Annotated in this window: 20 protein-coding genes and 1 pseudogene; 12 read left to right on the top strand and 9 right to left on the bottom strand. The window is 71.2% G+C overall.

Annotated features, from left to right (window positions below):
- Window positions 1-98 precede the first annotated feature (98 nt).
- The 3 genes from ACIP79_RS36145 to ACIP79_RS36155 all read left to right on the top strand — a co-directional run bounded on the left by ACIP79_RS36145 (window position 99) and on the right by ACIP79_RS36155 (window position 1,992).
- Window positions 99-776 (top strand): AIM24 family protein, encoded by a 678-nt coding sequence (locus tag ACIP79_RS36145; RefSeq protein ID WP_383688036.1) that lies wholly within the window; start codon window positions 99-101, stop codon window positions 774-776.
- A gap of 238 nt (window positions 777-1,014) precedes the next feature.
- The gene (locus tag ACIP79_RS36150) at window positions 1,015-1,287 is read left to right on the top strand and encodes a hypothetical protein (RefSeq protein WP_401230535.1); all 273 of its coding nucleotides are present in this window, start codon (window positions 1,015-1,017) and stop codon (window positions 1,285-1,287) included.
- A 78-nt stretch (window positions 1,288-1,365) separates the two neighbouring features.
- On the top strand, window positions 1,366-1,992 hold the full coding sequence (locus tag ACIP79_RS36155; RefSeq protein ID WP_401230537.1) for an alpha-ketoglutarate-dependent dioxygenase AlkB: 627 nt from the start codon (window positions 1,366-1,368) through the stop codon (window positions 1,990-1,992).
- Between the two features lie 12 nt (window positions 1,993-2,004).
- On the opposite strand, the gene ACIP79_RS36160 is transcribed toward ACIP79_RS36155, so the two are convergent.
- From ACIP79_RS36160 to ACIP79_RS36170, 3 genes are read right to left on the bottom strand one after another with little or no spacing between them, the layout of a single operon-like run.
- Complete coding sequence (locus ACIP79_RS36160) at window positions 2,005-2,610, bottom strand: TetR family transcriptional regulator (protein WP_401230840.1); 606 nt, start codon at window positions 2,608-2,610, stop codon at window positions 2,005-2,007.
- Window positions 2,607-4,091, bottom strand: coding sequence for an MFS transporter (locus tag ACIP79_RS36165; protein WP_401230540.1), 1,485 nt, complete (start codon window positions 4,089-4,091; stop codon window positions 2,607-2,609). The genes ACIP79_RS36160 and ACIP79_RS36165 overlap by 4 nt, the downstream gene beginning before the upstream one ends.
- Window positions 4,092-4,143: 52 nt before the next feature.
- A complete protein-coding gene (locus tag ACIP79_RS36170; protein ID WP_401230543.1) occupies window positions 4,144-5,346 on the bottom strand; it encodes an FAD-dependent monooxygenase in 1,203 nt (400 codons plus the stop codon).
- Between the two features lie 171 nt (window positions 5,347-5,517).
- On the opposite strand from ACIP79_RS36170, the gene ACIP79_RS36175 reads away from it, so the two are divergent.
- Together ACIP79_RS36175 and ACIP79_RS36180 are read left to right on the top strand one after the other, a co-directional pair.
- Entirely contained in the window at window positions 5,518-5,922 is a 405-nt protein-coding gene (locus tag ACIP79_RS36175; RefSeq protein WP_401230545.1) for a tyrosinase cofactor, read from the top strand.
- Window positions 5,919-6,743, top strand: a complete 825-nt coding sequence (locus tag ACIP79_RS36180; protein WP_401230548.1) for a tyrosinase family protein — start codon at window positions 5,919-5,921, stop codon at window positions 6,741-6,743. The genes ACIP79_RS36175 and ACIP79_RS36180 overlap by 4 nt, the downstream gene beginning before the upstream one ends.
- Window positions 6,744-6,781: 38 nt before the next feature.
- Here ACIP79_RS36180 and ACIP79_RS36185 read toward each other — a convergent pair whose 3' ends face one another.
- The 4 genes from ACIP79_RS36185 to ACIP79_RS36200 form a co-directional block, all read right to left on the bottom strand.
- Window positions 6,782-7,489: a ribonuclease H gene (locus ACIP79_RS36185; RefSeq protein ID WP_401230843.1), complete on the bottom strand. Its 708-nt coding sequence runs from the start codon at window positions 7,487-7,489 to the stop codon at window positions 6,782-6,784.
- A gap of 1 nt (window position 7,490) precedes the next feature.
- Entirely contained in the window at window positions 7,491-8,507 is a 1,017-nt protein-coding gene (locus tag ACIP79_RS36190) for an ArsR/SmtB family transcription factor (protein WP_401230551.1), read from the bottom strand.
- A 105-nt stretch (window positions 8,508-8,612) separates the two neighbouring features.
- The gene (locus tag ACIP79_RS36195) at window positions 8,613-9,410 is read right to left on the bottom strand and encodes a VOC family protein (protein WP_401230553.1); all 798 of its coding nucleotides are present in this window, start codon (window positions 9,408-9,410) and stop codon (window positions 8,613-8,615) included.
- 236 nt (window positions 9,411-9,646) lie between these two features.
- A complete protein-coding gene (locus ACIP79_RS36200) occupies window positions 9,647-10,015 on the bottom strand; it encodes a hypothetical protein (protein ID WP_401230555.1) in 369 nt (122 codons plus the stop codon).
- 188 nt (window positions 10,016-10,203) lie between these two features.
- On the opposite strand from ACIP79_RS36200, the gene ACIP79_RS36205 reads away from it, so the two are divergent.
- The 4 genes and pseudogenes from ACIP79_RS36205 to ACIP79_RS36220 all read left to right on the top strand — a co-directional run bounded on the left by ACIP79_RS36205 (window position 10,204) and on the right by ACIP79_RS36220 (window position 15,525).
- The gene (locus ACIP79_RS36205; protein WP_401230556.1) at window positions 10,204-10,878 is read left to right on the top strand and encodes a response regulator transcription factor; all 675 of its coding nucleotides are present in this window, start codon (window positions 10,204-10,206) and stop codon (window positions 10,876-10,878) included.
- 8 nt (window positions 10,879-10,886) lie between these two features.
- Window positions 10,887-12,563 (top strand): ATP-binding protein, encoded by a 1,677-nt coding sequence (locus ACIP79_RS36210; protein WP_401230559.1) that lies wholly within the window; start codon window positions 10,887-10,889, stop codon window positions 12,561-12,563.
- A 128-nt stretch (window positions 12,564-12,691) separates the two neighbouring features.
- A pseudogene (locus ACIP79_RS36215) lies at window positions 12,692-13,656 on the top strand (SGNH/GDSL hydrolase family protein).
- Between the two features lie 105 nt (window positions 13,657-13,761).
- Window positions 13,762-15,525, top strand: a complete 1,764-nt coding sequence (locus tag ACIP79_RS36220; RefSeq protein ID WP_401230561.1) for an ABC transporter ATP-binding protein — start codon at window positions 13,762-13,764, stop codon at window positions 15,523-15,525.
- 105 nt (window positions 15,526-15,630) lie between these two features.
- Here the strand turns inward: ACIP79_RS36220 and ACIP79_RS36225 are convergent, their stop codons facing one another.
- Both ACIP79_RS36225 and ACIP79_RS36230 read right to left on the bottom strand, forming a co-directional pair.
- Window positions 15,631-16,110: a VOC family protein gene (locus ACIP79_RS36225; protein ID WP_401230564.1), complete on the bottom strand. Its 480-nt coding sequence runs from the start codon at window positions 16,108-16,110 to the stop codon at window positions 15,631-15,633.
- 157 nt (window positions 16,111-16,267) lie between these two features.
- Window positions 16,268-17,818, bottom strand: coding sequence for an AMP-binding protein (locus ACIP79_RS36230; protein ID WP_401230567.1), 1,551 nt, complete (start codon window positions 17,816-17,818; stop codon window positions 16,268-16,270).
- Window positions 17,819-18,245: 427 nt separating this feature from the next.
- Between ACIP79_RS36230 and ACIP79_RS36235 the strand changes: the two genes are divergently transcribed.
- The 3 genes from ACIP79_RS36235 to ACIP79_RS36245 all read left to right on the top strand — a co-directional run bounded on the left by ACIP79_RS36235 (window position 18,246) and on the right by ACIP79_RS36245 (window position 24,133).
- Complete coding sequence (locus tag ACIP79_RS36235; RefSeq protein WP_401230570.1) at window positions 18,246-19,718, top strand: glycoside hydrolase family 76 protein; 1,473 nt, start codon at window positions 18,246-18,248, stop codon at window positions 19,716-19,718.
- A gap of 85 nt (window positions 19,719-19,803) precedes the next feature.
- The gene (locus ACIP79_RS36240) at window positions 19,804-22,170 is read left to right on the top strand and encodes an AbfB domain-containing protein (RefSeq protein ID WP_401230573.1); all 2,367 of its coding nucleotides are present in this window, start codon (window positions 19,804-19,806) and stop codon (window positions 22,168-22,170) included.
- 100 nt (window positions 22,171-22,270) lie between these two features.
- Window positions 22,271-24,133 carry a glycoside hydrolase family 76 protein gene (locus tag ACIP79_RS36245; RefSeq protein ID WP_401230576.1) on the top strand — a complete coding sequence of 621 codons (1,863 nt, stop codon included), beginning with the start codon at window positions 22,271-22,273 and terminating at the stop codon, window positions 24,131-24,133.
- Window positions 24,134-24,292: the final 159 nt, after the last annotated feature.

Below are 24,292 nucleotides of genomic sequence, written 5' to 3' on the forward strand. Positions count from 1 at the left end.
CCCGCGGGGCCGGTCCGGTTCACCCGGGCCGGCCCTTCGTGTCGTTCCAGGTGGCCCAGATCCTGGCGGAACGGCACCCTCCGGGACAGGATGCCCGCATGAAGGGTGATCTCTTTTCCAGCGACCACATGGTGCAGCCCGCTCACGCGCCGGGCATGACCATCCAGAACACCAAGACGATCAAGTACGCCGTCAACGGCGACATGTTCGCGCGCCAGGGCGCGATGATCGCCTACCGGGGGAATCTCCAGTTCGAACGCAAGGGCCAGGGCGTCGGCGGCATGCTCAAGCGGGCCGTCACCGGCGAGGGGCTGCCGCTGATGACCGTCCGCGGCCAGGGCGAGGCCTGGTTCGCGCACGAGGCGCAGAGCTGTTTCATCGTCGACATCGAGCCGGGCGACGTCTTCACCGTCAACGGGCGCAACGTGCTGTGCTTCGACGCCTCGGTGTCCTACGAGATAAAGACCGTGAAGGGCGCGGGCATGTCCGGCGGCGGCCTCTTCAACAGCGTCTTCACCGGACAGGGCAGAATCGGCCTGATGTGCGAGGGAAGTCCGCTGGTCATCCCCGTGTCGCCGCAGCAGCCGGTGTTCGTCGACACGGACGCCATCGTCGGCTGGACCGCCAACCTGCACACCTCCCTGCACCGTTCGCAGTCGATCGGCTCGATGATCCGCGGCGGCTCCGGTGAGGCCGTGCAGCTCAAGCTGGAGGGCGAGGGGTACGTCGTCGTACGGCCCAGCGAGGTGACACCGCAGAAGGCGCAGCAGCACTGAGACCGGGACCGCGAAGGGTGCCCCGCCGGTGCGGGGCACCCTCCTGTTCGCGCGCTCCCCGTGTCCGCAGCTCCGACGCACGCCCATGAAACGCCGGTCGACGAGGCGCTCGTACGGGAGTTGTCGGCCCACGTCACCTCGGCCGGCGCCGTCAACGCCCTCTACGGCTCGGCGACGACATGGCCGTACGTTTCCCCCGCGCCCCGGAGGGCGCCGGTGGCGGGGAGAAGGAACGGCGGTGGCGCCGCTCCTCGCCCCGCCGCTTCCGCTGCCCATCCCCGAGATCCTCGCGACCGGCGTCCCCGGCGCGGGGTACCCGTGGCCCTGGAGTGTGCTCCGCCGGCTGGAGGGCGAGCTCCCGGTCCCCGGCGGTCTCACCGACGCGGGCGGGTGCGCCGCCGACCTGCCGACCTCGGGGGATTCGTCGCCGCTCCGCGAGGGGCCGACCCGCCCGAGGGACCGCCCGCCTACCGGGGCGGGCCGCCATCGTCCGCGGACGCCGAGCACGTGATCCGCGAGGTCCTCGACGATCCGGGGCTCACCGACCGACACATGGAACACACATTCGATTAAGGAGTACGCTGGACGCATGTCCACGCACCTCCAGGGCTCGCTCTTCGACCAGACCGACGAACTCCGCCTCACCCCGTTGAGGGGGACGCGCCGCACCGCGCTGGGCGACGGCGCCTGGATCGATCTGCTGCCCGGGTGGCTCACCGGGGCCGACGCCCTCTTCGCACGGCTCGTCGACGAGGTGCCGTGGCGTGCCGAGCGGCGGCAGATGTACGAGCAGGTGGTGGACGTACCGAGACTGCTCGCGTACTACGGCGACGGCGCCCCGTTGCCGCATCCGGTCCTGGACGAGGCGCGGGACGCGCTGTCCGCGCACTATGCCGAGGAGCTCGGTGAGCCGTTCGCCACGGCCGGGCTCTGCTACTACCGCGACGGCCGTGACAGCGTGGCCTGGCACGGGGACCGGATCGGGCGGGGTGCGCGCGAGGACACCATGGTCGCGATCCTCTCCGTTGGCGCGCCGCGCGATCTGCTGCTGCGCCCGCGCGGCGGCGGGAATGTCGTGCGGCGCCCGCTGGGGCACGGCGACCTGATCGTGATGGGCGGTTCCTGCCAGCGCACCTGGGAGCACGCCGTCCCCAAGTCGGCGCGCGCGGCGGGACCACGGATCAGCGTCCAGTTCCGCCCGCGAGGGGTGAACTGAACGGCCGGTCGCTCACACCGGGCGGGTCAGGTGGGCCTGCACGGTCGGGCCGTACCGGTCGACGATGTCCTCGATCGCGGTCGCGCGCAGGCTGGTGCCGCGGGCGATGCCGTACATGACGCCGAGGCCGAGCAGGGTGCTGACGGCGAGTTCGGCACGCAGGCCCGCGTCGGGGCCGGTGAGGCGTTCGGTGAGGCGATCGCTGACCTGGGTGCGGAAGTTGGCGCGCAGTATGTCGCCCTGTTCGCCCTGGAGCGGCGCGAAGACGATGCGCAGGACGGGGTCGGCGCCCCGCTCCGTCTGCCCGATCAGGAGCTGTCGGACCATGTGCCGGCCGAGGTCCTCCAGCGGCGCGTCCAGCAGCGTGGTGGCGTCGGTCTCGAAGGACATCACGCGCGCGAAGAGCGCGTCCTTGTTGCCGAAGTACTTGAGGATCAGCGGCGGGCTCACCCCGGCCCGGTCGGCGACCGCCTTGAGCGTGATGTCCGCGTGGGCGCGGCGGGCCAGCAGATGACGGGCCGCGCGGAGGATGGCCGCCTTCGTCGCCTCGGCGTCGCGGCGCGGCGCGGCGGTGGCGGCCGTCGCGAGAACGGGGGGCGGGGTGGTCACGGTGCTCAGGCTCCTTCGAGTGCCTCGTCGCGGGACGCCGCCGTACGGTCGCGAGCCTGTCCGGCGTCCTGGGAGGCGGGATCGGCGGGTATGGCGAGCGCCGCTGCACAGGCCACCAGGGCGACGGTACCCGCCATGGCGAAGGCCAGGAGATAGCCGTGCAGCGTCGCGATGGAGACGCCGCCGACGAGGCTGGTGTGGTGCACGAGTACCGCGGCGACGGCGGCGCTGCACACGGCCTGCCCGATGGTTCGCATCAGGACGTTGACACCGTTGGCGGAGGCGGTCTGCCCGGCGGGCACGGCACGGATGATGAGGGTGGGCAGGGCCGAGTAGGCGAAGGTCGTTCCGGTCGACACCACCGTGGCGCCCAGGATGATCACCCACAGGTCGCGGCTGTCCGCGATGCGCACGGCATATCCGAGGGCGATGATCGCGGCGCCGATGGCCAGCGTCACGCGCGGGCCCCGGGACACCGAGATGCGCGCCGAGACGGGCGAGAGCAGCAGCATCGTCACACCGCTGGGCAGCAGGCACAGGCCGGTCGCCACGATCGAGAGGCCGAGCCCGTAGCCGGTGGCCTCGGGCGCCTGCACGAGCTGCGCGGTGACCAGGGTGTTGGCGTAGAAGGAGAAGCCGGTCAGGAGCGCGGCCAAGTGCGGCAGCGCGACCCGCGGGCGGGTGGCCAGTCGCAGGTCGACCAGCGGCCCTCGGGCACGCAGCTGGTGCACCCACCACAGGGTCAGGACGACCGCGCAGGCCGCGAACAGCCCGAGGATCCTGGGGCTGCCCCAGCCCCACTGGCCGCCCTGCGACACCCCCAGGAGCAGGCAGACGAGGCCCGCGGCCAGTCCCAGCGCGCCCGGCACGTCGAATCGGCCCGGCTCGCGGACGGGCGACTCACGCACCGCCCACCAGGCGACGGCGAGCGCGGCGGCACCGAGCGCGGTCGTCACCCAGAACATGACGTGCCAGTTGGCGTACTGGACGATCAGCGCGGCGAGCGGCAGGCCGAGGGCGGCGCCGATGCCCAGGGTGGAGCTCATCATCGCCACGGCGGAACCCGTGCGCTCCGGCGGCAGTTCGTCGCGCAGGATGCTGATCGACAGCGGTACGACGGCGGCGGCAGCGCCCTGGAGCGCACGGGCCGCAATCAGTACGCCGATGTCGGAGGTGAGGGCGCAGACGAGCGAGCCCAGCGTCATCAGACCGAAGGCGATCAGCAGCACGCGCCGCTTGCCGTACATGTCCCCGGCCCTGCCCAGTACGGGAGTGAGCACCGCGCCGGACAGCAGGGTCGCCGTCACCATCCAGGAGACGGTGCCCGCCGAGGCGCCCGTCAGTCGTGGCAGGTCGGGCAGCAGCGGCACGACCACCGTCTGCGTGACCGCCATGAGGATCCCGCCGAACGCCAGCACAGGGACCGTCAATCGCTCACGCAAGGCCGCCACAGGTACTCCAGAAGTCCACGAAAAATGGGTGAATAGCAATTCACCATAGCTAGTGAATTGCTATTCACCCAAGGAAAGTCTTCGCAAACGGCTACCGGCGTGAGCGGGCCTGCACGGTACGGGCCAGCCGCGGGCCCAGCCAGCGCTTGAACCTGCGCAGTGCTTCCAGCTGCCCGGCGGCGCGGTCGATCCGGTAGTAGAGCTGCGGCGGAACGTACGGCAGCAGCGGCGAGTGGCGCTGCCCGAGCAGGGCGAACATCTGTGCCGGCGGGAGGTGGATGTAGCGCGGGAGGTTCTCGTACCACTGGGCGCTGTGGCGGGCCGCGCTCTGGATCGACAGGAGCGCCGCCCGACGCTCGCGCTCGTAGTGGGCGAGCGCCGCGTCCAGGTCCGGGATCTGGCGCAGCGCCCCGGCGAGCGACAGGGCGTCCTCAAGGGCGAGGGTGGTGCCCGCGCCGATCGAGTAGTGCGTGGTGTGGGCCGCGTCGCCCATCAGGACCAGATTGCCGCGTCGCCAGGTGCGGTTGGTCAGCGTGCGGAAGTTCAGCCATTGCGCACTGCCGTCGTTCTGCGCCCGCCCGATGAGCCCGTGTCCGTCCAGCAGGTCGGCGAAGAGCTTTTCGAGCAGTGCCAGGCCGTCGCCCTCGCTCGCGGTGTCCAGCCCCAGACCGGCCCAGGTCTCGGGCGAGCACTCGACGACACAGGTGCTGTGCTCTCCGCTGAACGGGTAGGCGTAGCACCAGATCCAGCCGTGCTCCGTCTCCACGAAGGAGAAGGTGAAGGAGTCGAGGACCCTGGTGGTGCCGAGCCAGAGATAGGTGTTGCGGCCCAGTTCGACCGCGCTGCCGAAGTGGTCGGCGTGGCACTCGCGCAGCGCGCTGTTGACCCCGTCGGCAGCGACGACGAGATCGGCGTCGGGCAGCCGGTCCGCGGTCACCTCGTGCCCGAAGTCGACGCGCACGCCGAGGGACCGGGCCCGTTCGGCGAGTAGGTCGAGCAGCTGGTGGCGGCCGATACCGAAGCCCTCGTCGCCGGGATGCACGGTCGCCTGCCCGCCCACCTGGGCGACACCCTCGCTCCAGCGGACCGAGTTCTCACTGACGGCGAGCGCGGACTCGGGGTCCCCCTCACGGAGCTTGTCGAGCAGGCCCGCCCAGTACGTCACACCCCAGCCGTAGGTCGACCCGGCCGGATTCCGTTCGAGGACGGTGATGTCGTGGGACGGGTTCTGGCGCTTCATCAGGATCGAGAAGTACAGGCCGGCGGGTCCGCCACCGACGCACGCGATCTTCACGCGCACTCCCTTTGTTGCACAAAGCGGTCAATTGACTGCGCAGCGTAACAGGGACCTTCGCGTCGGCCTGTTCGGATCACGGTCGCCCCGCATTCGACGATTTCTCCCACTCTCCGACGAACCGATAGGCATACGAGTCGTTCAACAGGGTCCGACACAGGAGGACTTCGTATGCGGGAACTCACCCGTCGCCGCGCCCTCGGTGCTGCCGCCACCCTGGCCGCCGTGGCCGCGTCCCAGCCCCGCGCCGCCTCCGCGGCCTCCGCCGCCGGACACGACCACGGCGGGCCGGAGACCTTCGACGAAATCTTCCGGGGCCGTCGCATCACGGGCGGCCCGGCCGCCGGGAGCGGGCACCAACACGGCGCCGGATACGCCGTGTTCATCGACGGCGTGGAACTCCACGTGATGCGCAACGCCGACGGCAGCTGGATCAGCGTCGTCAGCCACTACGACCCGGTCGCCACTCCGCGCGCCGCCGCCCGCGCCGCCGTCGTGGAACTGCAAGGGGCCCCGCTCGTCCCGTTCGACGCCGGCCGACCCGCCCCCGAGCAGACCGTGGAGTCCCGCACATGACCGTCCGCAAGAACCAGGCGAGCCTGACTTCCGAGGAGAAGCGGCGTTTCACCGACGCGCTGGTGGGGCTCAAGCGCGGTGGCCGCTACGACGACTTCGTCATGACGCACAACGCCTTCATAGTCGGCGACACGGACGACGGCGAGCGGACCGGCCACCGCTCACCGTCCTTCCTGCCCTGGCACCGCAGATTCCTCATCGAGTTCGAGAAGGCGCTCCAGTCCGTGGACGCCTCCGTCGCGCTGCCGTACTGGGACTGGAGCACCGACCGCTCTCCCCGTGCCGCCCTGTGGGCGCCCGACTTCCTCGGCGGCACCGGGCGCGACCGGGACGGCCAGGTGATGGACGGCCCCTTCGCGGCCTCGGCCGGCGACTGGCCGATCAACGTGCGTGTCGACAGCCGTACGTACCTGCGCAGGTCGCTCGGCGGCAGCGACCGGGAACTTCCCACCCGGGCGGAGGTGGAGTCCGTGCTCGCGATGCCGACGTACGACATGGCGCCGTGGAACAGCTCCTCCGACGGCTTCCGCAACCACCTGGAAGGCTGGCGGGGCGTCAACCTGCACAACCGCGTCCATGTCTGGGTCGGCGGCCAGATGGCCACCGGGGTCTCCCCCAACGACCCGGTGTTCTGGCTCCACCACGCCTACCTCGACAAACTGTGGACCGAGTGGCAGCGGCTGCATCCCGGCTCCGGGTATCTGCCGGTCAGCGGGACCCCGGACGTCGTCGACCTCGACGAGACCATGAAGCCGTGGAACGACGTGCGGCCCGCGGAACTGCTGGACCACACGGCGTACTACACGTTCGACACGGCCTGACGATCCGGGCGTGGCTCCGAGGCGGCGGGGTCCGGGGGCTACGCGTCCGCCGGCTGGGCCGCGGCGCAGTCGGGGTGTCCCCAGCCGGAGCCGTTCTTGGCGATGGGCTCGCCCGCCGCGTAGGGGCGGCCGCACATGCAGCGGCCGGGGAACTTCGCCTTGATGGTGCGGGCGGGGCCCTTGCCCTGCCGCGCGGTCTTCGCGGGGGCACGCCGACGCGCGGCGGCGGCCGGTACGGCGTCGGGGGCGGCCGGCGGCTGCGGGGAACCGAGGTCGCTGCCGGCCGGCTCCTGGACGATCGCCGCCTGGCTCGCGGCGCGGTCCGCGAAGTCGTTCAGGCGGTCGCCGTCGACCTGGTGCGCGGGGACGTAGCGGAACTCCACGGAGCGGCCGGTGAGGAGTTCGTCGATGCGGGCGACCAGTTCCTGGTTGGCGACGGGCTTTCCGGCGGCCGTCTTCCAGCCCTTGCGCTTCCAGCCGGGCAGCCAGGTAGTGACCGCCTTCATCGCGTACTGGGAGTCCATCCGGATCTCCAGCGGGACGTCCGCGGCCATCGCCGTCAACAGGCGCTCCAGCGCGGTGAGTTCGGCGACGTTGTTCGTCGCCGTACCCAGTGGTCCGGCCTCCCATCGGGTGGGGGTCTCGTCCCCGTCGGCCACGACCCAGGCCCATCCGGCGGGTCCCGGGTTTCCCTTCGAGGCTCCGTCACAGGCGGCCACAACGCGTTCAGGCATGCGCCCGATGATGTCACGGTCCGACGGCCGCTCCGGTACCGGGTCGCAGGCCGCCACCGGCGATGAGCCGCTGCCCGAGCGGGGTGGCCGTGTGCAGGACGCACTTGCCGTCACGGCGGCTGGCCACGAGCCCGCCGTCGCGCAGCACGCCGATCTGGTAGCTGGCGCTGGGCAGCCCGATCCCCACGGCCGCGGCCACCTCCGAGGTGGTCCGGGCGTACCGGCCCGCCACCTCGGCCAGTACGGCGCTGCGGGTCCGGCCCAGCAGGCGTTCAAGGCCGTCGCCCGCGGCGCGCGCGACGGTGAGGGGCGCCTTCCTGACCGGGTAGACGAGCACCGGATCCAGGCCGGGATCGGCGAGCGCGGTCGGCCGGCGCCAGCAGAAGAAGGAGGGGACGAGGAGCAGGCCGCGTCCCTCCAGATGGAGATCGCGCTCGACGGGGTACTCCACCTCGAGCACGGGCGGCTTCCAGCGCGCCAGCGGACGCAGGCCGTCGAGCAGCGCCCGGGTGCCGCCGTCGAGGAGGTCCCGGGAGCGCAGGTCGACGTCGTTCGCGACCGCGGTGCGGATGTGCGGCCAGTACGGCTCCAGGAGGGCGCGGAAATAGATCCCGAGAGCGTTCGCGAGGGATCTCAGCGGGTCGCCGCCCGGTCTGCCGAGCGAGCCCGCCCACTCCGGAACGGGGCGGGCGTCGGCCAGCCGGGTCAGGTCACGCACCAGCCGGGTGCGCGGGGTGCGCCGCAACTGGTCGAGGCCGGCCGGCAGGTCGCCGCCGGTGACCGGGGGCGTGAGGAAGTCCGGGATGTAGCCGGCCGCGGGGATCAGCGTCCGCAGCGGGCGTAACGCCCGGCCCGCGATCGCGTCCTTGGAGAGCCGGTCGCGGGCCGCGCGGCGCCAGTGGCCGAAGTCGAGCGGTCCCTGTCCGGTCTCCAGCCGGCAGACGCTGCAGACCAGTTCCCACAGCGGATCCGGCTGCCGTGCCACACGGATGTTCTGGAGGTCGTGCGACGTGAAGTGAATGCGGAGCATGCGGTCACTCGCGATTCCTGTGGGGGGTCGGTCACCCGGAGGTGCGGTGGCCACAGGAAGGGACGAGCAACCGCGTCCGCACGGTTGCCCGCAGGAGGGGCGGTTTCAGGACACGTCGGTCAACTTGGGCATGTCGCCTTCGGTGGTGTCGAGGTCGATGACGGAGAACGACGCGCCCTGCGGGTCGGTGACCGCCGCGAACCGGCCGAAGGGGCTGCTCATGGGCCCGAAGCGCAGAACGGCGCCGAGTTCGGTCGCCTTCGCCACCGCCGCGTCGCAGTCGTCGACGGCGAAGTACACGTTGACGTAGCTGGGGACCTCGGGCGGGAAGTCGTCCGTCATCTTCATCCGGCCAAGGACCGTTTCCTCGCCGACGTCGAAGGTCCGGAAGTCGTACTCGTCCCCCTCCATCTGCTTCGCCCTGAACGGGAAGACGGCGGGGAGGAACGCGTCGGTCTTCTCGGGTTCGCGGGTGAAGACCTCGGCCCAGGCGTATGTGCCGGGCACGGAGGTCGCCTCGAAGCCCTCGTGGACGCCTGCCTGCCAGACACCGAAGACGGCGCCGCTGGGCTCCCTGGCCAGCGTCATCGTGCCGAAGTCACTGACCTGCATCGGGTCCATCAGGACGGTGCCGCCGTTGTCCCGGATCCGCTGGGCGGTGGCCGCGGCGTCGGGCGAGGCGAAGTACAGGCACCAGGCGGACTGGCCCTCCTGTCCGGGCATCGGCGGGACGACGGCGGCCACCGCCTTGCCGTCCTTGTAGGCCTGCGTGTAGTTGCCGAACTCGCTGGACGACTCGCCGAACGTCCAGCCGAGCACGTCGCCGTAGAAGCTCTTGGCTCCCTCGACATCGCTGAACATCGCGTCCGCCCAGCAGGGCGTTCCCTCAGGTTGTACGGCCATGACGTCGACCTTCTCCGGTTGGGTGGCTGATTCCTGGTTCCTGGTCGGTTCCTGGTTTCACGCTAGTCAGCACCGGCTCGGGCCGCGCGCCGAGCGGGATGTTCCGGACGAAACGGAGAGTGACGTTGGTGGGACCGCAGGACCGGGCGTTTCGAGAGGGCCGTTGTGCTCGTGAACGACCTGCCGCCCCGTACACCGGTGGTCCGGTGGAGCGGCGCGGGGAGGACGTCGACGCCTCACTCGCGCGGCCGGCCGGGCTGCGGCTGCCCCCGGGGGCGGGCGTCGGCGAACTGTTCGATGACGTCCTGGTCCGCCTCGACGCCCGTCGGGCGGAGGACGACGTCGTGGTGCTCGCCGCCCGTTTCCGTCGCCGGGACCCGGCGTGGGCGCGCCGGGCCGCCGGAATCGACCGGCGTGAGCGGTTTCCCCCGTACGACGTCGGCGTCCGCCCCTCCGGCTTTCCGCTGTCCGAAACCGCTCTCCCGCGGCGGACGCCCCGCGCCAAGCGGCCGAGGTGTTCCGCCACCCTGTTCCGAGCCGTCCGGTGTCCACTTCGTGCCGTACGTGGGCCGCTCGCCCTGCCCGCGCCGAGCGGCGGCGGACATGCCGGGCACGGGTCCGTGCGGCGGTGAACGATCCCCGCACCGCACGAGCCCGCGCCGGCACTCCCCCCGGGCGGCTCCCCCTTGAACCGTGGGCAGTTCCTGTTCTACCTTCGCCACATGGTCGGGGCATCAACGCCCGCTCACCAGCGGCACAACGCGGGGGCGGCAGCGGGGCCGGGTGGTGGGGAATGCGTCCGCACCTCGCGCTGATCGAGGACGATCCCGACTTCGCACTGATGTGCCGTACGTATCTGACACGCGAGGGCTTCACCGTGGCGTGGGCCATCGACGCGCGGGCCGGGAAGGCCGTGATGTACGACGGCGGTGTCGATCTGGTCGTCCTCGATCTGGGACTGCCCGACGGCAGTGGCCTGGAACTGCTGCGGTCGCTCCGCTCCACCAGCCGTCTCCCGGTGATCGTCGTCTCCGGGCGGGGAGAGGAGGCGGACCGGGTCGCGGGGCTGGAGATCGGCGCCGACGACTACCTGGTCAAACCCTTCTCCCAGCGGGAACTGGTGGCCCGCATCCGGGCCGTGCTGCGCCGTTCGCAGCCGCCCGAGGCGCCGACGGTCCTGGAGGTCGGGCCGCTGCGCGTCGACACGGCGGCCCGGCGCGCCGACATCGCGGGCGTGCCGCTGGCGCTGCGGCCCAAGGAGTACGCCCTGCTGGAGCTGCTGGCCCGCTCCCCCGGCCGGGTCTTCTCCGCCGAACAGCTCCTGGAGCAGATCTGGGGAGCGTCCTGGCAGCATCCGGCGACCGTCGTCGAGCACGTCTACCGGCTGCGCGGCAGACTCGCCGGCCTGCCCACCGCCGCTCCGCGTATCACCACGGTGCGCGGCTTCGGCTACCGACTCGACCCCTGAGGGCGGCCATGGACGCGAGCACCCCGCACGCCACGCCCGACTTCCGGCTGCTGTTCGACGCGACGCTCTCCCCGTTGCTCGTGCTGGCGCCCGACTTCACGATCGTGGAGGTCAACCGCGCCTATCTGACGGCCACTCGCACCGGGCGGAGCATCGTCGGGCGCGTCATCTTCGACGTGTTCCCCGACAACCCGGGCGACCCGTCCGCCGACGGCGTCGCGAACCTGCGGCGCTCGCTGCGCACGGTGGTGGCCACCGGACGTACGGACACCATGGCGCTCCAGCGCTACGACATCCCCACCGGCGAGGCGGGCGAGTTCGTCGAGCGGTACTGGAGTCCCGTGAACACGCCGGTGCTGGACGGCGACGGGCGGGTCACGCACATCATCCACCGGGTCGAGGACGTGACGGACTTCGTGCGGTTGCGCAAGGCCGGGCAGGAGCAGGAACGGGCCGCCGCCGACGCCCGGACGCGCGCCCAGGGCATGGAGATCGACCTCTTCGTGCGCGCCCGGGAGATCCGCGAGGTGAACGAGCAGCTCAGCCGCGCAAACACCGATCTCGACGCGACGGGAGCGACCCTGCGGGAGGAGCAGCGGGCCAAGGACCGGTTCATCGCGACCCTCTCGCACGAGCTGCGCAATCCGCTGGCCGCCGCCACGGCGGCGGCCGAGCTGCTGGCGCTCGATCTACCGGACGGCAACCCGGCGTTGTCGGTCTTGGAACGGCAACTCGCCACGCTGGTACGGATGAGCAACGACCTCCTCGACGGAACGCGCGCGGTGACCGGCCGCATGGAGCTGGTGCGCGGACGGACGGATCTCCGCTCGGTCGTCCACAGTGCCTGCGCGGACATGCGTGGACTGTTCGGCCACGAGAACCGCACGCTCGACGTCGAGCTGCCCGACGACCCGGTGCCCGTCGACGGAGACCGGCTGCGCCTGGCCCAGGTACTGACCAACCTGCTGTCCAACGCGCTCAAGTACACCCTCCCGGGAGGCAGTACGCGGGTGCGGCTGTCGACCTCGGACGGGCGGGCGCGGCTCACCGTCGAGGACGACGGGATCGGCTTCGCACCGGCCCAGTCCGAGGAACTGTTCGGCGTCTTCATGCGGGCGGCTCCCGCGGGTCCCAACACCCCGGAGGGTCTCGGGCTCGGGCTCTCGGTCGTCCGGACGATCGTCGAACTCCACGGCGGCCGGATCACCGCGTACAGCGACGGCCCGGGAACCGGCGCGTCGTTCGACGCGCTGCTCCCCCTCGCCCGCCCGGAAACCCCGGAACCACGTCCTTCGGCGCCGGCCCGCGTCGCGCCGCGGCAACTGGCCATCCTGATCGTCGAGGACAACACGGACCTGGCCAACACCTACCGCGCCCTGCTGGAGCGGCAGGGGCACCACGTCACGGTCGTGCACACCGGTGGGGACGCGCTGCTGGCCACCGAGGCCGGGCTCTTCGACGTCGTCCTGTGCGATCTCGGCCTGCCGGACATCGACGGCTACGCGGTCGCCCGCGCGGTGCGCTCCCGGCCGCACGGCGACAAGGTGCGTCTCATCGCGGTCTCCGGGTTCAGCCGGGGCTCCGACCGCGGCGAGTCCCGGGCGGCCGGGTTCGACGCGCACATGGCGAAGCCGCTGCCGCTCACGGAACTGCTGGAGCTTCTCCCGGGAGCCGCCGAGAGCTGAGTGCCGCGCCTACTCCGCTCTCAACTTGCTTGTCAGTAACGTGAGTTGTGACCAAGTGGTGTCTTCCGCCGGGCGTCGGGCTGTGTTTGCCTGGGGATCCTTTCGATGGGCGGGGCGGGGGTTGCCGTATGCGCGGACGGTGGATCGTCGGTGCGCTGCTGGCCGGGCTGCTGCTCGGCGCCTGCGGCGATCCGGAGTCGGACCCCGCGGCGCCACCGCCCGCCCGCGCGACGCCGGAGACCTCGGCGACACCCACCCCGACGACACGCCTGCGCCCCGCCACCTCGCCGGACGCCACCGGCACCGGCACCGGCACCGGCACCGGCCCGGTGAAGTCCGCGAACTCCCCCGCGAAACCACCCACGGTGCTCTACCTCGGGGACTCGCTCGCGATGGAGAACCAGGACGTGCTCGGCGATCTGCTGCGCGACCGGCTGGACGCGCGAAACACGAGCGCCCCGTACTCGGGCACCACTCCGTGCGACTACCTGGAGGGCACCGCGGAGGACTCACTCGTGCCGCCCGCGGACAAGGCCGCCGCCCTGGTGCGCTCGCTGCGACCGGACTTCGTGGTGCTCCAGTTCTGGGGCAACTCCTGGGGCTACACGCCGTGCATGGACGGCATCACGTACGACGGGGCGAGGAAGACCTACTTCGCGCGGTACGAGGCCGACATGAAGCGGCTGGCCGGGCAGATCGCGGACGCGGGCGGCGCGCGGACGCCCCGCATCGTGTGGGTGCTCCAAGGCCCCGACCCGATCACCCCCGAGCGGTACGCGCCGTCAACGCGCTGTACGAGGAACGGGCGGGAGCCACCGCCGAGTTGGTCGCCGACGCCGGCCGGACCGTGAGCCCGGCGTCGGCCCGCGACACATGGGTCCAGTACCTGCCGTGCACGGCGTACGAGCACGAGCATCCGGCCTACTGCACCCAGCCGGACCGCGACCGCACCACGCTGCACCGCGACGACGACTACCTGCACTTCTGCCTGGCGCCCACCACGTCCACGCCGAAGCCGTGCCCGGTCCGCTCGCCCGGGATCCTGCGCCTCACCCGTGAGATCACCCGGGTGATCGCCGGGCAGACCGGCTGACGGTCCCCGCTCGCCCGGCACCGCGCCGCCTGCCGGGTGTAGTCGACCACGGGATGGGAAGTAAGCGCCTGCCCATCACTCGGCCACCGAGGAGGACCCGCGCCGATGGCGTCGTCCGAAAGACCGCTCGACCATCGCTACCGGGGCGAGCACCCGATACGCACCCTCGTCTACCTGTTCAGGGCCGACCGACGGCGGCTCGCCGTGGCGTTCCTCGTCTTCACGGTCAAGCACAGTCCGGTGTGGCTGCTGCCTTTGATCACCGCGTCCATCATCGACACCGTCGTCCAGCGTCAACCGGTCGGCCGGGTGTGGCTGAGCGCCGGGGCCATCCTGTTCATCCTGCTGGTCAACATCCCCCTGCACCTGCTCTACGTGCGCCTGCTCTACGGCAGCGTGCGCCGCATGGGCACCGATCTGCGGTCGGCCCTCTGCACGCGGATGCAACAACTGTCCATCGGCTACCACTCGCGGGTCAGCGCGGGCGTCCTCCAGGCCAAGGTCATCCGGGATGTGGAGACCGTCGAGCAGGGAGTGCAGCAGACCGCCGAGAACGGGCTCGGCGCACTCACCGTGCTGACCGGCGGTCTGGTCATCATCGCCGTCCGCACACCGGAGTTCCTGCCCGTCTTCCTCTGCGTCGTCCCGGTCGCCGCGCTGCTCGTGGCGCGGCTGCGGACCCGACTGCGTTCGCAGAACGAGGACTTCCGGCACGAGGTCGAGCATCTGTCCACGCGGGTGACGGAGATGACCCGGCTCATCTCCGTCACCCGGGCGCACGGTCTTGAGGGCAAGGCGCTGCGCCGCATGGACGGCACCCTGCGGCAGGTGCTCAGCTCGGGGCTGCGCCTTGACCTCCTCAACGGGCGGTTCGCCTCGCTGGCCTGGGTGTTCCTGAACGTCGTCGGCGTGCTCTTCCTCACCGGCGCGGCGCTGGTGTCGTACTACGGGTACTGGGGTGTCACGCCCGGCGACGTCGTCATGCTCAGCGCGTTCCTGACGACGCTCACCAACTCCACGACGACGCTGGCCGCGCTGGCACCGGTGATCACGAAGGGCCTGGAGTCCGTGCGGTCCATCGGCGAGGTCCTCCAGGCACCCGAACTGGAGGACAACGAGGGGAAGTCGGAGGTGACGTCGGTGCGCGGTGCCGTCACCTTCGAGGGGGTGGGGCACGCGTACGACGAGAACCGGTCCGCCGTACGGGACTTCGACCTGGCCGTCTCCCCCGGCGAGACCGTCGCCCTGGTCGGCGCGTCGGGGGCCGGGAAGTCCACTGTGCTCAATCTCGTGATCGGCTTCATCCGCCCGACGTCGGGCCGGCTGCTGCTCGACGGCACGGACATGGCCACGCTGGACCTGCGTACCTACCGGCGTTTCGTCTCCGTCGTGCCGCAGGAGTCGATCCTCTTCGACGGCACGGTCCGGGAGAACGTCGCGTACGGCATGGACGACGCCGGGGACGCGGCCGTGCGGGAGGCGTTGCGCGACGCCAACGCGCTGGAGTTCGTGGACCGGCTGCCGCAGGGGCTCGACACCGTGGTGGGCGAGCACGGGGCGCGGCTCTCCGGAGGACAGCGGCAGCGACTCGCGATCGCGCGGGCGCTGATCCGCGATCCCCGGGTGCTCATCCTGGACGAGGCGACCTCCGCCCTGGACACCCGCTCGGAGGCTCTCGTCCAGCAGGCGCTGGCCCGGCTGCTGCGTGGCCGCACCACGTTCGTGGTGGCGCACCGGCTGTCCACCGTCCGTGGCGCGGACCGCATCGTCGTGATGGGGGACGGGATGATCCAGGAGATCGGCACGCACGAGGAGTTGTTGCGACGGGGCGGCGCGTACACGGCTCTGCACAGCGGTCAGCTCGCCTGATCCTCGGGCCGGCTCGCCCTGCCCCCGGAAGGCGAGGCGGGCCGGGCACCGTGCGGAACCGTCTGGCCGGGCGCTGTGCGGAACCGTGCGGGGGTCGCCGGCCCGCTACTCGCCCGCGTACGCCTTCTCCAGGGCCGCGATGTCGAGCTTGCCCATCTTGAGCATCGCCTGGGTCGCGCGGGCAGCCTTCTCGGGGTCCAGGTCCATGATCATGTCGGTGAGCCGCACCGGGACGACCTGCCAGGAGAGGCCGAACCTGTCCTTGAGCCAGCCGCACGGGCCGGTCTCGCCGCCCTCGGCCAGCTTGTTCCAGTGGAAGTCCACCTCGTCCTGGTCCGCGCAGTCGATCTGGAAGGAGATGGCCTCGTCGAACTTGAACTGCGGGCCGCCGTTCAGAGCGACGAACCTCTGGCCGTTGGCCACGAACTCCACGGTCAGCACGGAGTCGGCGGGACCGGGCCCCGCCTGCGTGTAGCGGCTGATCCGGCCGAACTCGGAGTTCTTGAAGACCGAGACGTAGTAGTGCGCGGCCTCCTCGGCCTGACCGTCGAACCACAGACAGGTGGTGAAACCGTCGGCGGGCATGAGTACCTCCTGGGGCGGGAAACGTCGTCAGTCGATTGACTGATCCTCGCCCGGAAACTCATCGGTGGCCTGGCGGGCGCGGGGTCTCCTTCGACGTCCGCGCCCAGGACCGTACGACGACCGGGGCGCCGTCCTCGGACGGGAGGACGGCGCGGGGCTACTCGGGACGAGGGGGGAGGGACGCCCGGAGTGCCTCCTTGTCCACCTTTCCCGAGGCCGTGTGGGGCAGGGAGGCGGCCACCGAGTAGGACCCGGGGGCGTAATGCGAACCGAGGGCGTCGACCACCTGGCGGGTCAGCTCGTCCGTGTCGAGGTCCGACTCGTCGTACGGAACGACCACCACGTGTACGGACTCGCCGAACTCGGGGGCGGGCACGCCGAGGGCCGCTGCGTCCCTGACGGTGGGCAGGGAGATGAGGAGGTCGTCGAGGAGTCGGGAGTAGACGCAGTCGGCGGTGCGGCCCGTCACGATGACGTCCTTCACCCGGTCCACCAGGTACAGGTAGCCGTCGTGGTCCCGGTAGGCCAGGTCACCCGTGCGCAGCCACCCGTCCCTGAGTGCCTCGGCGGTCCGCTCCGGCTCGCGCCAGTACTCGCGCATCACCATGGAGCCGCGGACGTGCACCTCACCGATCTGCCCCGTGCGGACCACGTCGCCGTACTCGTCGCGCACTTCGACGGCCACGCCGGGCGCGGGACGGCCGCAGCTGGCCAGGAGCTCCGGCCTGCCCGGCTCGTGTTCGTGCGGCAGCAGTTGCGCGATCACGCCGCACTCGGTCGAGGCGTAGAACTGCCACAGCCGGCACGAGAAGCGGTCCATCGCCGCGCGGAGGCGGTCGGGCGCCGCGCCCGCGCCGACGTAGTAGATCGTCCGGAGCTCGGGAAAACCGCCGTGGCTGTCGGGGTGGTCGAGCATCTCGTACAGCGTCGCGGGAGTCACCATCATCCCGGTGATCTTCTGCTCGCCCATCAGGGACAGCGTCTCCCCCACGTCGGAGCCTTCCGTCAGGACGAGAGGCTGTCGCGAGAGCAGGGCGTGCAGCGCGGCGTGGTGGCCGCTGGAGTGGGTCAGCGAGGTGCACAGCAGCAGCCGGGGGTCGGCCGACTCCGTGTCGGCGACCGCCTTCGAGACGGCGACGACGTTCTCGTAGTAGCCGGGGCCGTGGATCACCAGTTTCGGTGGGCCCGTGGTGGCGCCGGTGGAGAGCATGGTGGCCAGGAGGCGGCCGTCCGCGGCGTCCTCGATGCCGAGCGGGGTCGCGTTCGCGCTCACCGACAGCCAGTCGGCGGCGACGGTGGACGGGCCCAGGGCGAAGACCTCGCGAAGCGGTGCCTCCCTCAGCAGACTTTCGGTTCGCTCCTCGAAGACCGGGTCGAAGACGAGCACTTCGACATCCGCCCGGCGCACGTACGCCTCCAACTCCCGCGTGCCGGGCTCGGGGGGAACGAACACCAGCCGTCCCCCGAGGAAGTGGACCGCGAGCTTGAGCATCACCGTCTCGGGTGTGTTGACCGTGAACAGGGCCACCCCGGTGCCCGGCCCGACCCCGGCCCGTCGCAGGGCTGCGGCGAAGCGCAACACCGTCTCACGCACCCGGGACCCGCTGATCCTCCGCTCGCCGTGGACGATCGCCTCGTGATCTCCCCGCGCCGCCAACTGGTTGAGGACATCTACGGAGTAATTCTCACTGCCGTCGGTTGATGACACGTTTTCCTCTCGGGGTTGCACGTCGCACAGCGGTTCCCCGTCTTGCATGTCAACACGGAGGGGTCCGACGGTCGTTACGACTGGAAACGGGTCGCGGAGTGCGACGGTTCACTCCGCCACGCGCAACCCCCTTGTCACGCAACCTTGTTCGACTGCGAAGCATTCGTGTGTGGGCCACGGATGAGCGGCGCCCGAGCCCGGGGGCGGGTACGCCCGATACGCACAAGGAAACTTACCGTGTGCGGTTGTTCAACTCCCCTGTACGTCAGACCCGTTGACGCCCCGCCTGCTCGTCACTACCTTCCGAGAGCGCTCTCATCCCTGTCCGAAGCCGCCTCCGACCCTCCGCTTCACCGGCGTCCTCCCCTCGACGACGGACAACGGCCCACGACAGGGCACGGAGGCATCCCCCTGAAAGGGAGGCCCCATGACTCCCCTGCCAAGATTCCGCTTACTCGCACGGCCGGCCACGGTGCTCGCCCTGGCGCTGCTCGCGGCCCTCGTCCCGCAGTCGGCGTCCGCTCTCGGCACCGGCGCGGCGGCGACCGTCTGCAACAAGTACTGCGACGCCCGTGATCCGGCCCTCGCCCCTGCCGACCGGACCGCGGTCACGGCGTCCGTCCACGGACGGTCGGTCGCTCTCCACTTCGACGACTCCGACGCGATGGGCTGGGCGTCCATCGGCAACGGCAGTCCGGGCGACGAGGTGTGGCTCGACCGTTCCTTCGACGGCGGCCGCACCTGGGGTTCGGACAGCAGACTCGGCAACACCGCGATCCCGGCGGGCCGACGCGACTGGCGCACGCTCATGTACAACGTCGACAACTGGAGCGGGCACGGTGTCGGCGCCCTGCGCGCCTGCGGCAAGGCCGGGGACCGCACCGAGATCGCGTGCACCCCCTGGGCCCGCACCACCTGGAACGCGGGCGACCGGCGCACTGCGGCGGCCACCGGCCTGATGACCTCCTACAACTACGCCACCGGCCTGTTCGACACCACCGGCTGGTGGAACTCCGCCAACGCCCTCAACGCCCTCGTCGACAACATCCGGGTGTCGGGCATGGCCAGTTACTCGTACGCGATCTCCCGCACCTACGACCTGAACCTGAACGCGCGCGACGGGCAGTTCCGCAACGAGTACATCGACGACACCGGCTGGTGGGGGCTCGCCTGGATCGCCGCGTACGACCTGACCGGTGACAGCCGCTACCTCGACACCGCCCGCGCCGACGCCGACCACATGGCCGCTTACTGGGACAACACCTGTGGCGGCGGGGTGTGGTGGAGCACCGCGAGGACGTACAAGAACGCCATCGCCAACTCGCTCTACATCCAGCTCAGCGCCGCCCTGCACAACCGCGTCGCGGGCGACACGACGTATCTCAACCGGGCCCGCGCCGGCTGGTCCTGGTTCCAGGGCACCGGCATGGTCAACGGCTCGAACCTGGTCAACGACGGCGTCGACCTGTCCACCTGCCGCAACAACGGCCAGGCGGTCTGGTCGTACAACCAGGGCGTCCTGCTCGGCGCTCTCACCGAACTGAACCGGGCGACCGGCGACAGCGCGCTGCTGACCCGCGCACGGCAGATCGCCGACGCGGCGACCACCACGTCCTCGCTCCACACCGCCGAGGGCATCCTGCGCGACCCCTGCGAGAGCGGCGACTGCGGCGGCGACGGACCGTCGTTCAAGGGCGCGCACGTGCGCGGTCTCGGCAAGCTCAACGCCGCGCTGGCGGACCATCCCTACACCGCCTACCTGAACCGCCAGGCGAACCGTGCCCACGCGAGCGACCGCAACTCCCTCGACCAGTACGGACTGCGCTGGTCGGGCCCGGTCGACACGGTGGACGCGGCGCGACAGCACAGCGCACTCGATCTGCTCAACGCCGCCTCCTGACAGAGGAGTTCACCGCACCACGACAACGTTGTCCGCCCATGGCGCACGTTCCCGCGTGCGCCGCCGAAACCCTGGAGCGATCCCCATGTCGATCCTGTTCCCCGACCCCGCCGCCCGACGCGCGCGGGCGAGAGAGACCTGGCGGCGTGTCACCACGGCCGCCGCCTCGCTCGCACTCGCCGTCACCGGCCTCCTGGCCTTCGGCGCACCTCCCGCCGACGCCGCCGCGGCCGCCTGGACCCCCAAGCCCGCGCCGATGACGACCCCGTGGACCAACCAGGTCCCGGTCGACAGCCCGCTGCCGGAGTACCCGCGGCCACAGCTCACCCGGCCCGACTGGGCCAACCTCAACGGCATCTGGGACTTCGCCGTGACCTCCCGCGACGCCGGGCAGCCCGCGACGTTCGGCGAACAGATCCGGGTGCCGTTCGCGCCGGAGTCCTCGCTCTCCGGCATTCAGCGCAGGATCACCGAGAACGACAAGCTCTGGTACAAGCGCACCTTCACGGTGCCCGCGGGCTGGAACGGTCGCCGCGTCCAGCTCAACTTCGGTGCCTCCGACTGGGAGACCACGGTCTGGGTCAACGGACAGGCGGCCGGCGCCGTCCACCGCGGAGGCTACGACGCGTTCTCGTACGACATCACCCCGCTGCTGAACGGCGGCACCAACACCATCGTCATCTCCGCCCACGACCCCACGCAGACCGGCGGTCAGGGAGTCGGCAAGCAGCGCATCCAGGACGTCACCCCGCACGCCGGGAACAGCATCTTCTACACCGCCTCGTCCGGCATCTGGCAGACCGTCTGGCTGGAGCCGACCGCCGCCGCGCACATCACCCGGCTCGACATGGTTCCGAACCTCCAGGACAACACCCTGCGGGTGACGGTGCGCGGAGCCGACGGCGCGAGCGTCAGGGTCAACGTCTCCAGCGGCGGCACGCAGGTCGGCACCGCGACGGGCACCGGGGGCCAGCAGATCACCGTGCCGGTGCCGGGCGCCCGCCTGTGGACACCGGAGGACCCGTTCCTGTACGACGTGACGGCCGAGCTCACCGGCAGCGCGGGCGCCGACAGGGTCGGCTCGTACGCGGGTATGCGGTCCGTCTCGGTGCAGGACGTGGGCGGCGTACGACGGCCGGTGCTCAACGGCTCGTTCGTGTTCCAGACCGGCACCCTGGACCAGGGGTACTGGCCCGACGGCATCTACACCGCCCCCACCGACGCCGCCCTCCGGTTCGACCTGCAGAAGCACAAGGACCTCGGCTTCAACATGGTCCGCAAGCACATCAAGGTCGAGCCGCAGCGCTGGTTCTACTGGGCGGACCGGCTGGGACTCCTGGTGTGGCAGGACATGCCCTCCATGGACACCGGCAAGAGCCCGTCCGGCGCCGCCCGCACCCAGTGGGAGAACGAGTACCGTGCCATCATCGACCAGCACCGCAGCTCACCCTCACTGATCATGTGGGTCGACCAGAACGAGGGCTGGGGCCAGTACGACCAGGCCCGCATCGCGGACATGGTCAAGGCGTACGACCCCTCGCGGCTCGTCAACAACATGAGCGGCGTCAACTGCTGCGGCTCCCAGGACGGCGGCAACGGCGACGTGGTCGACAACCACAACTACGTCGGTCCCGGGAACACCCCGACGGAGTCCGTACGAGCCTCCGTGCTCGGTGAGTACGGAGGCCTGGGCTTCCGCGTCTCCGGCCACGAGTGGTACCCGGGCGGCGGGTTCAGCTACGAGGACCAGCCGACGCTGTCCGCCCTCAACGACCGTACCGTCGGACTGCTCGACGGCATGCGGGAGAACTCCATGCCCGCGGGCGGCCTGTCGGCGGCGGTCTACACCCAGATCACCGACGTGGAGAACGAGGCCAACGGCCTGCTCACCTACGACCGTCAGGTCGTCAAGGTCGACGAGGCGCGCGTCCGCGCCGCCAACCAGGCGCTCATCGCGGCGTCCCGCACGGTCGCCCCGCCGGTCAGGCTGACTCCGGAGCAGTACGTCTCGATCAGGGTCACCACGCCGAGCTACACCGACCGCTACCTGCGGCACGTCGACGGGCTGGCCACCACCGAGGTGGTGAACTCCGCCAGTTCGGCCCTGCTGAAGGCGGACGCCACCTGGAAGGTGAAGCCGGGTCTCGCCAACCGGCTCTGCTACTCCTTCGAGTCCCGCAACTACCCCGGCGAGTATCTGCGTCACCGCGACTTCCGGGTCAGGCGCGACGCGAACGACAACACCGCGGTCTACCGGGACGACGCGACCTGGTGCCCGGTGCAGGGCAGCGGAGGCATCCGGCTGTCGGCCGCGGCCTACCCCCGCCAGTACCTGAGGCACATCAACGCCGAAGCCTGGCTGGCCCAGCAGGGCGGCACGCACACCTGGGACAACCCGGCCGGCTTCGTGCCGGACACCACGTGGGCGATCTCGGCACCCTGGGCTCCCTGACCGCGCCCACCCGGCGCGGCAGCGACCCGTCACGGCGGCCGTCCTCCACGGGCGGCCGCCCCTCCCCTCCTCGCACGGCCCTGCAGAGAGGCGGCACGTCATGTCGGCACGCACCCACCCCCTCCTCGGCGGACTCCTGGCCCTGTTCCTGGCACTGACCGGCCTCGTCGCCCTCCCCGGCCCCGCCCGTGCCGCGACGCCGGTCTGCGCGCTGGCCTGCGACGGCCTCGACCCCTCGAAGGCCCAGCAGGACGCGTTCCCGGTGCCGGACAGGAACATCAACGGCAGGATCCTGCGGCTGCACGTCTCCGACCCGGACAACATGGCCTGGGCGAGCATCGACAACGGCGTGGCCGGTGACGCGGTCTGGCTGGACCGGTCCTGGGACCGCGGCGCCACCTGGGAGGGCCTGCTCGGCAGGGCGACCGTCCCCGGCTCGTGGACCGGCACCCGCACCCTCATGCACAACATCGGCGATCCGGTCGGGCACCGGCGCGGCTGGATCCGCGCCTGTGGCGACGCCGCCGCGGTGACCTGCACCGACTGGGTGTACCCGCGGGTGTGCGACGGCACGTCCTGCGACGGCGCCGACCCCGCTACCGCGGCGGGCGACGAGACACCCGTACCGCCGACCACCCTCTTCGGGCGCACCATCAGCCTGCACGTGGACCAGCGGGGCGGCACGGCCTGGGGTGCCGTCACGGGCGGCGGCGCGGGCGACGAGATCTGGCTGGACCGCTCCTGGGACGGCGGCGCGAGTCACCCCGAGGGCTCCTCCCTCGGCCGTACGAGCGTGTCCGCCGGGTCGGCCTCGGCCAGGACCCCGATGTCCGTCACCCGGGACCCGCGTGGGCTGCTGTACGGCGGGGCGGTCCGCGCGTGCGGCCGTGAGGCCGCGCACCAGGAGGGCAGTTGCACGGCCTGGGCCAGGCCCGCACCGACCCGGGCGCGCGCCGCGGCGGACGCGCTGATGGCGTCGTACCGGACCGACGAGGGCTGGTGGCGCAGCAGTTGGTGGAACTCGGCCGTCGCGCTCACCTCGATCGTCGACTTCGCCCGGCAGAGCGGGCGGCACGACTACGACTGGGCGATCACCCGCACCTTCGAGCAGAACCGCGGTGTCTTCCCCGCCGGAGCGCGCGGTTCGGATCCCGTCGAGGGCCACTTCATCAGCCGCGCCATCGACGACGCGGAGTGGTGGGCGGTGGCCTGGCTTGCGGCGTACGACCACACCGGGCAGCGGCGCTACCTGGACGAGGCCGTCACCATCACCGAGTACGTGCACCAGTACTGGGACACCGGAACCTGCGGCGGCGGTGTGTGGTGGGACCGGGAGCGCACGTACAAGAACGCCGTGACCAACGGCCTGTACCTGTGGCTCACCACGTCGTTGCACCAGCGGATCGCCGGGGACACCGTGTGGGGCGCACGGGCGACCACGGCGGCCGACTGGTACCTCGCCCGCGGCCTGATCAACTCCTCGGGGCTGGTCAACGACGGCCTCACCTCCGGATGCGCCAACAACGGCCAGACGGTGTGGAGTTACAACCAGGGACTCGCCATCGGCGCCTTCACCGAACTGTGGCGGTCCACCGGCAGCGGCCGGTACCTGGACACGGCGAAACGCCTGGCCGACGCCGCGATCTCCTCACCCGCACTGACCCGTGACGGCGTGCTGACCGAGTCCTGCGACCTCGGAACGGCGTCCTGCGACGACAACCAGAAGCAGTTCAAGGGCATCTTCATGCGGCACTTCGCCGACCTGGCGTCCGCCACCGGCTCGACCGCCTACCGGGCGTACGTCGCACGGCAGGCCGACTCGATCTGGACCGCCGACCGCGACCCGCTCAACCGCCTCGGCCAGCGCTGGTCCGGCACCGGCACCAACCCCTCGGACTGGCGGACCCAGGCAAGCGCACTGGAGGCACTGACGGCCGCGGAGCGTCTGTCGGCTACGGGCTGACAGACCTCAGGCCGACAGGCCCCGGGCTGACCGGCCCCGGGTGCGGCTCACCGTCGCTGTCTGCCCCTGGCGAATCTGCTGTCGGCCGAGATGTGCGGTCTCCTGGCGTTCCGGGTCGGAGAGTGGGGATCGCGGCGACGAGAGCCGCGCCACGACGAG

It is taken from the genome of Streptomyces sp. NPDC088747, assembly GCF_044751025.1.
GTDB lineage: Bacteria > Actinomycetota > Actinomycetes > Streptomycetales > Streptomycetaceae > Streptomyces.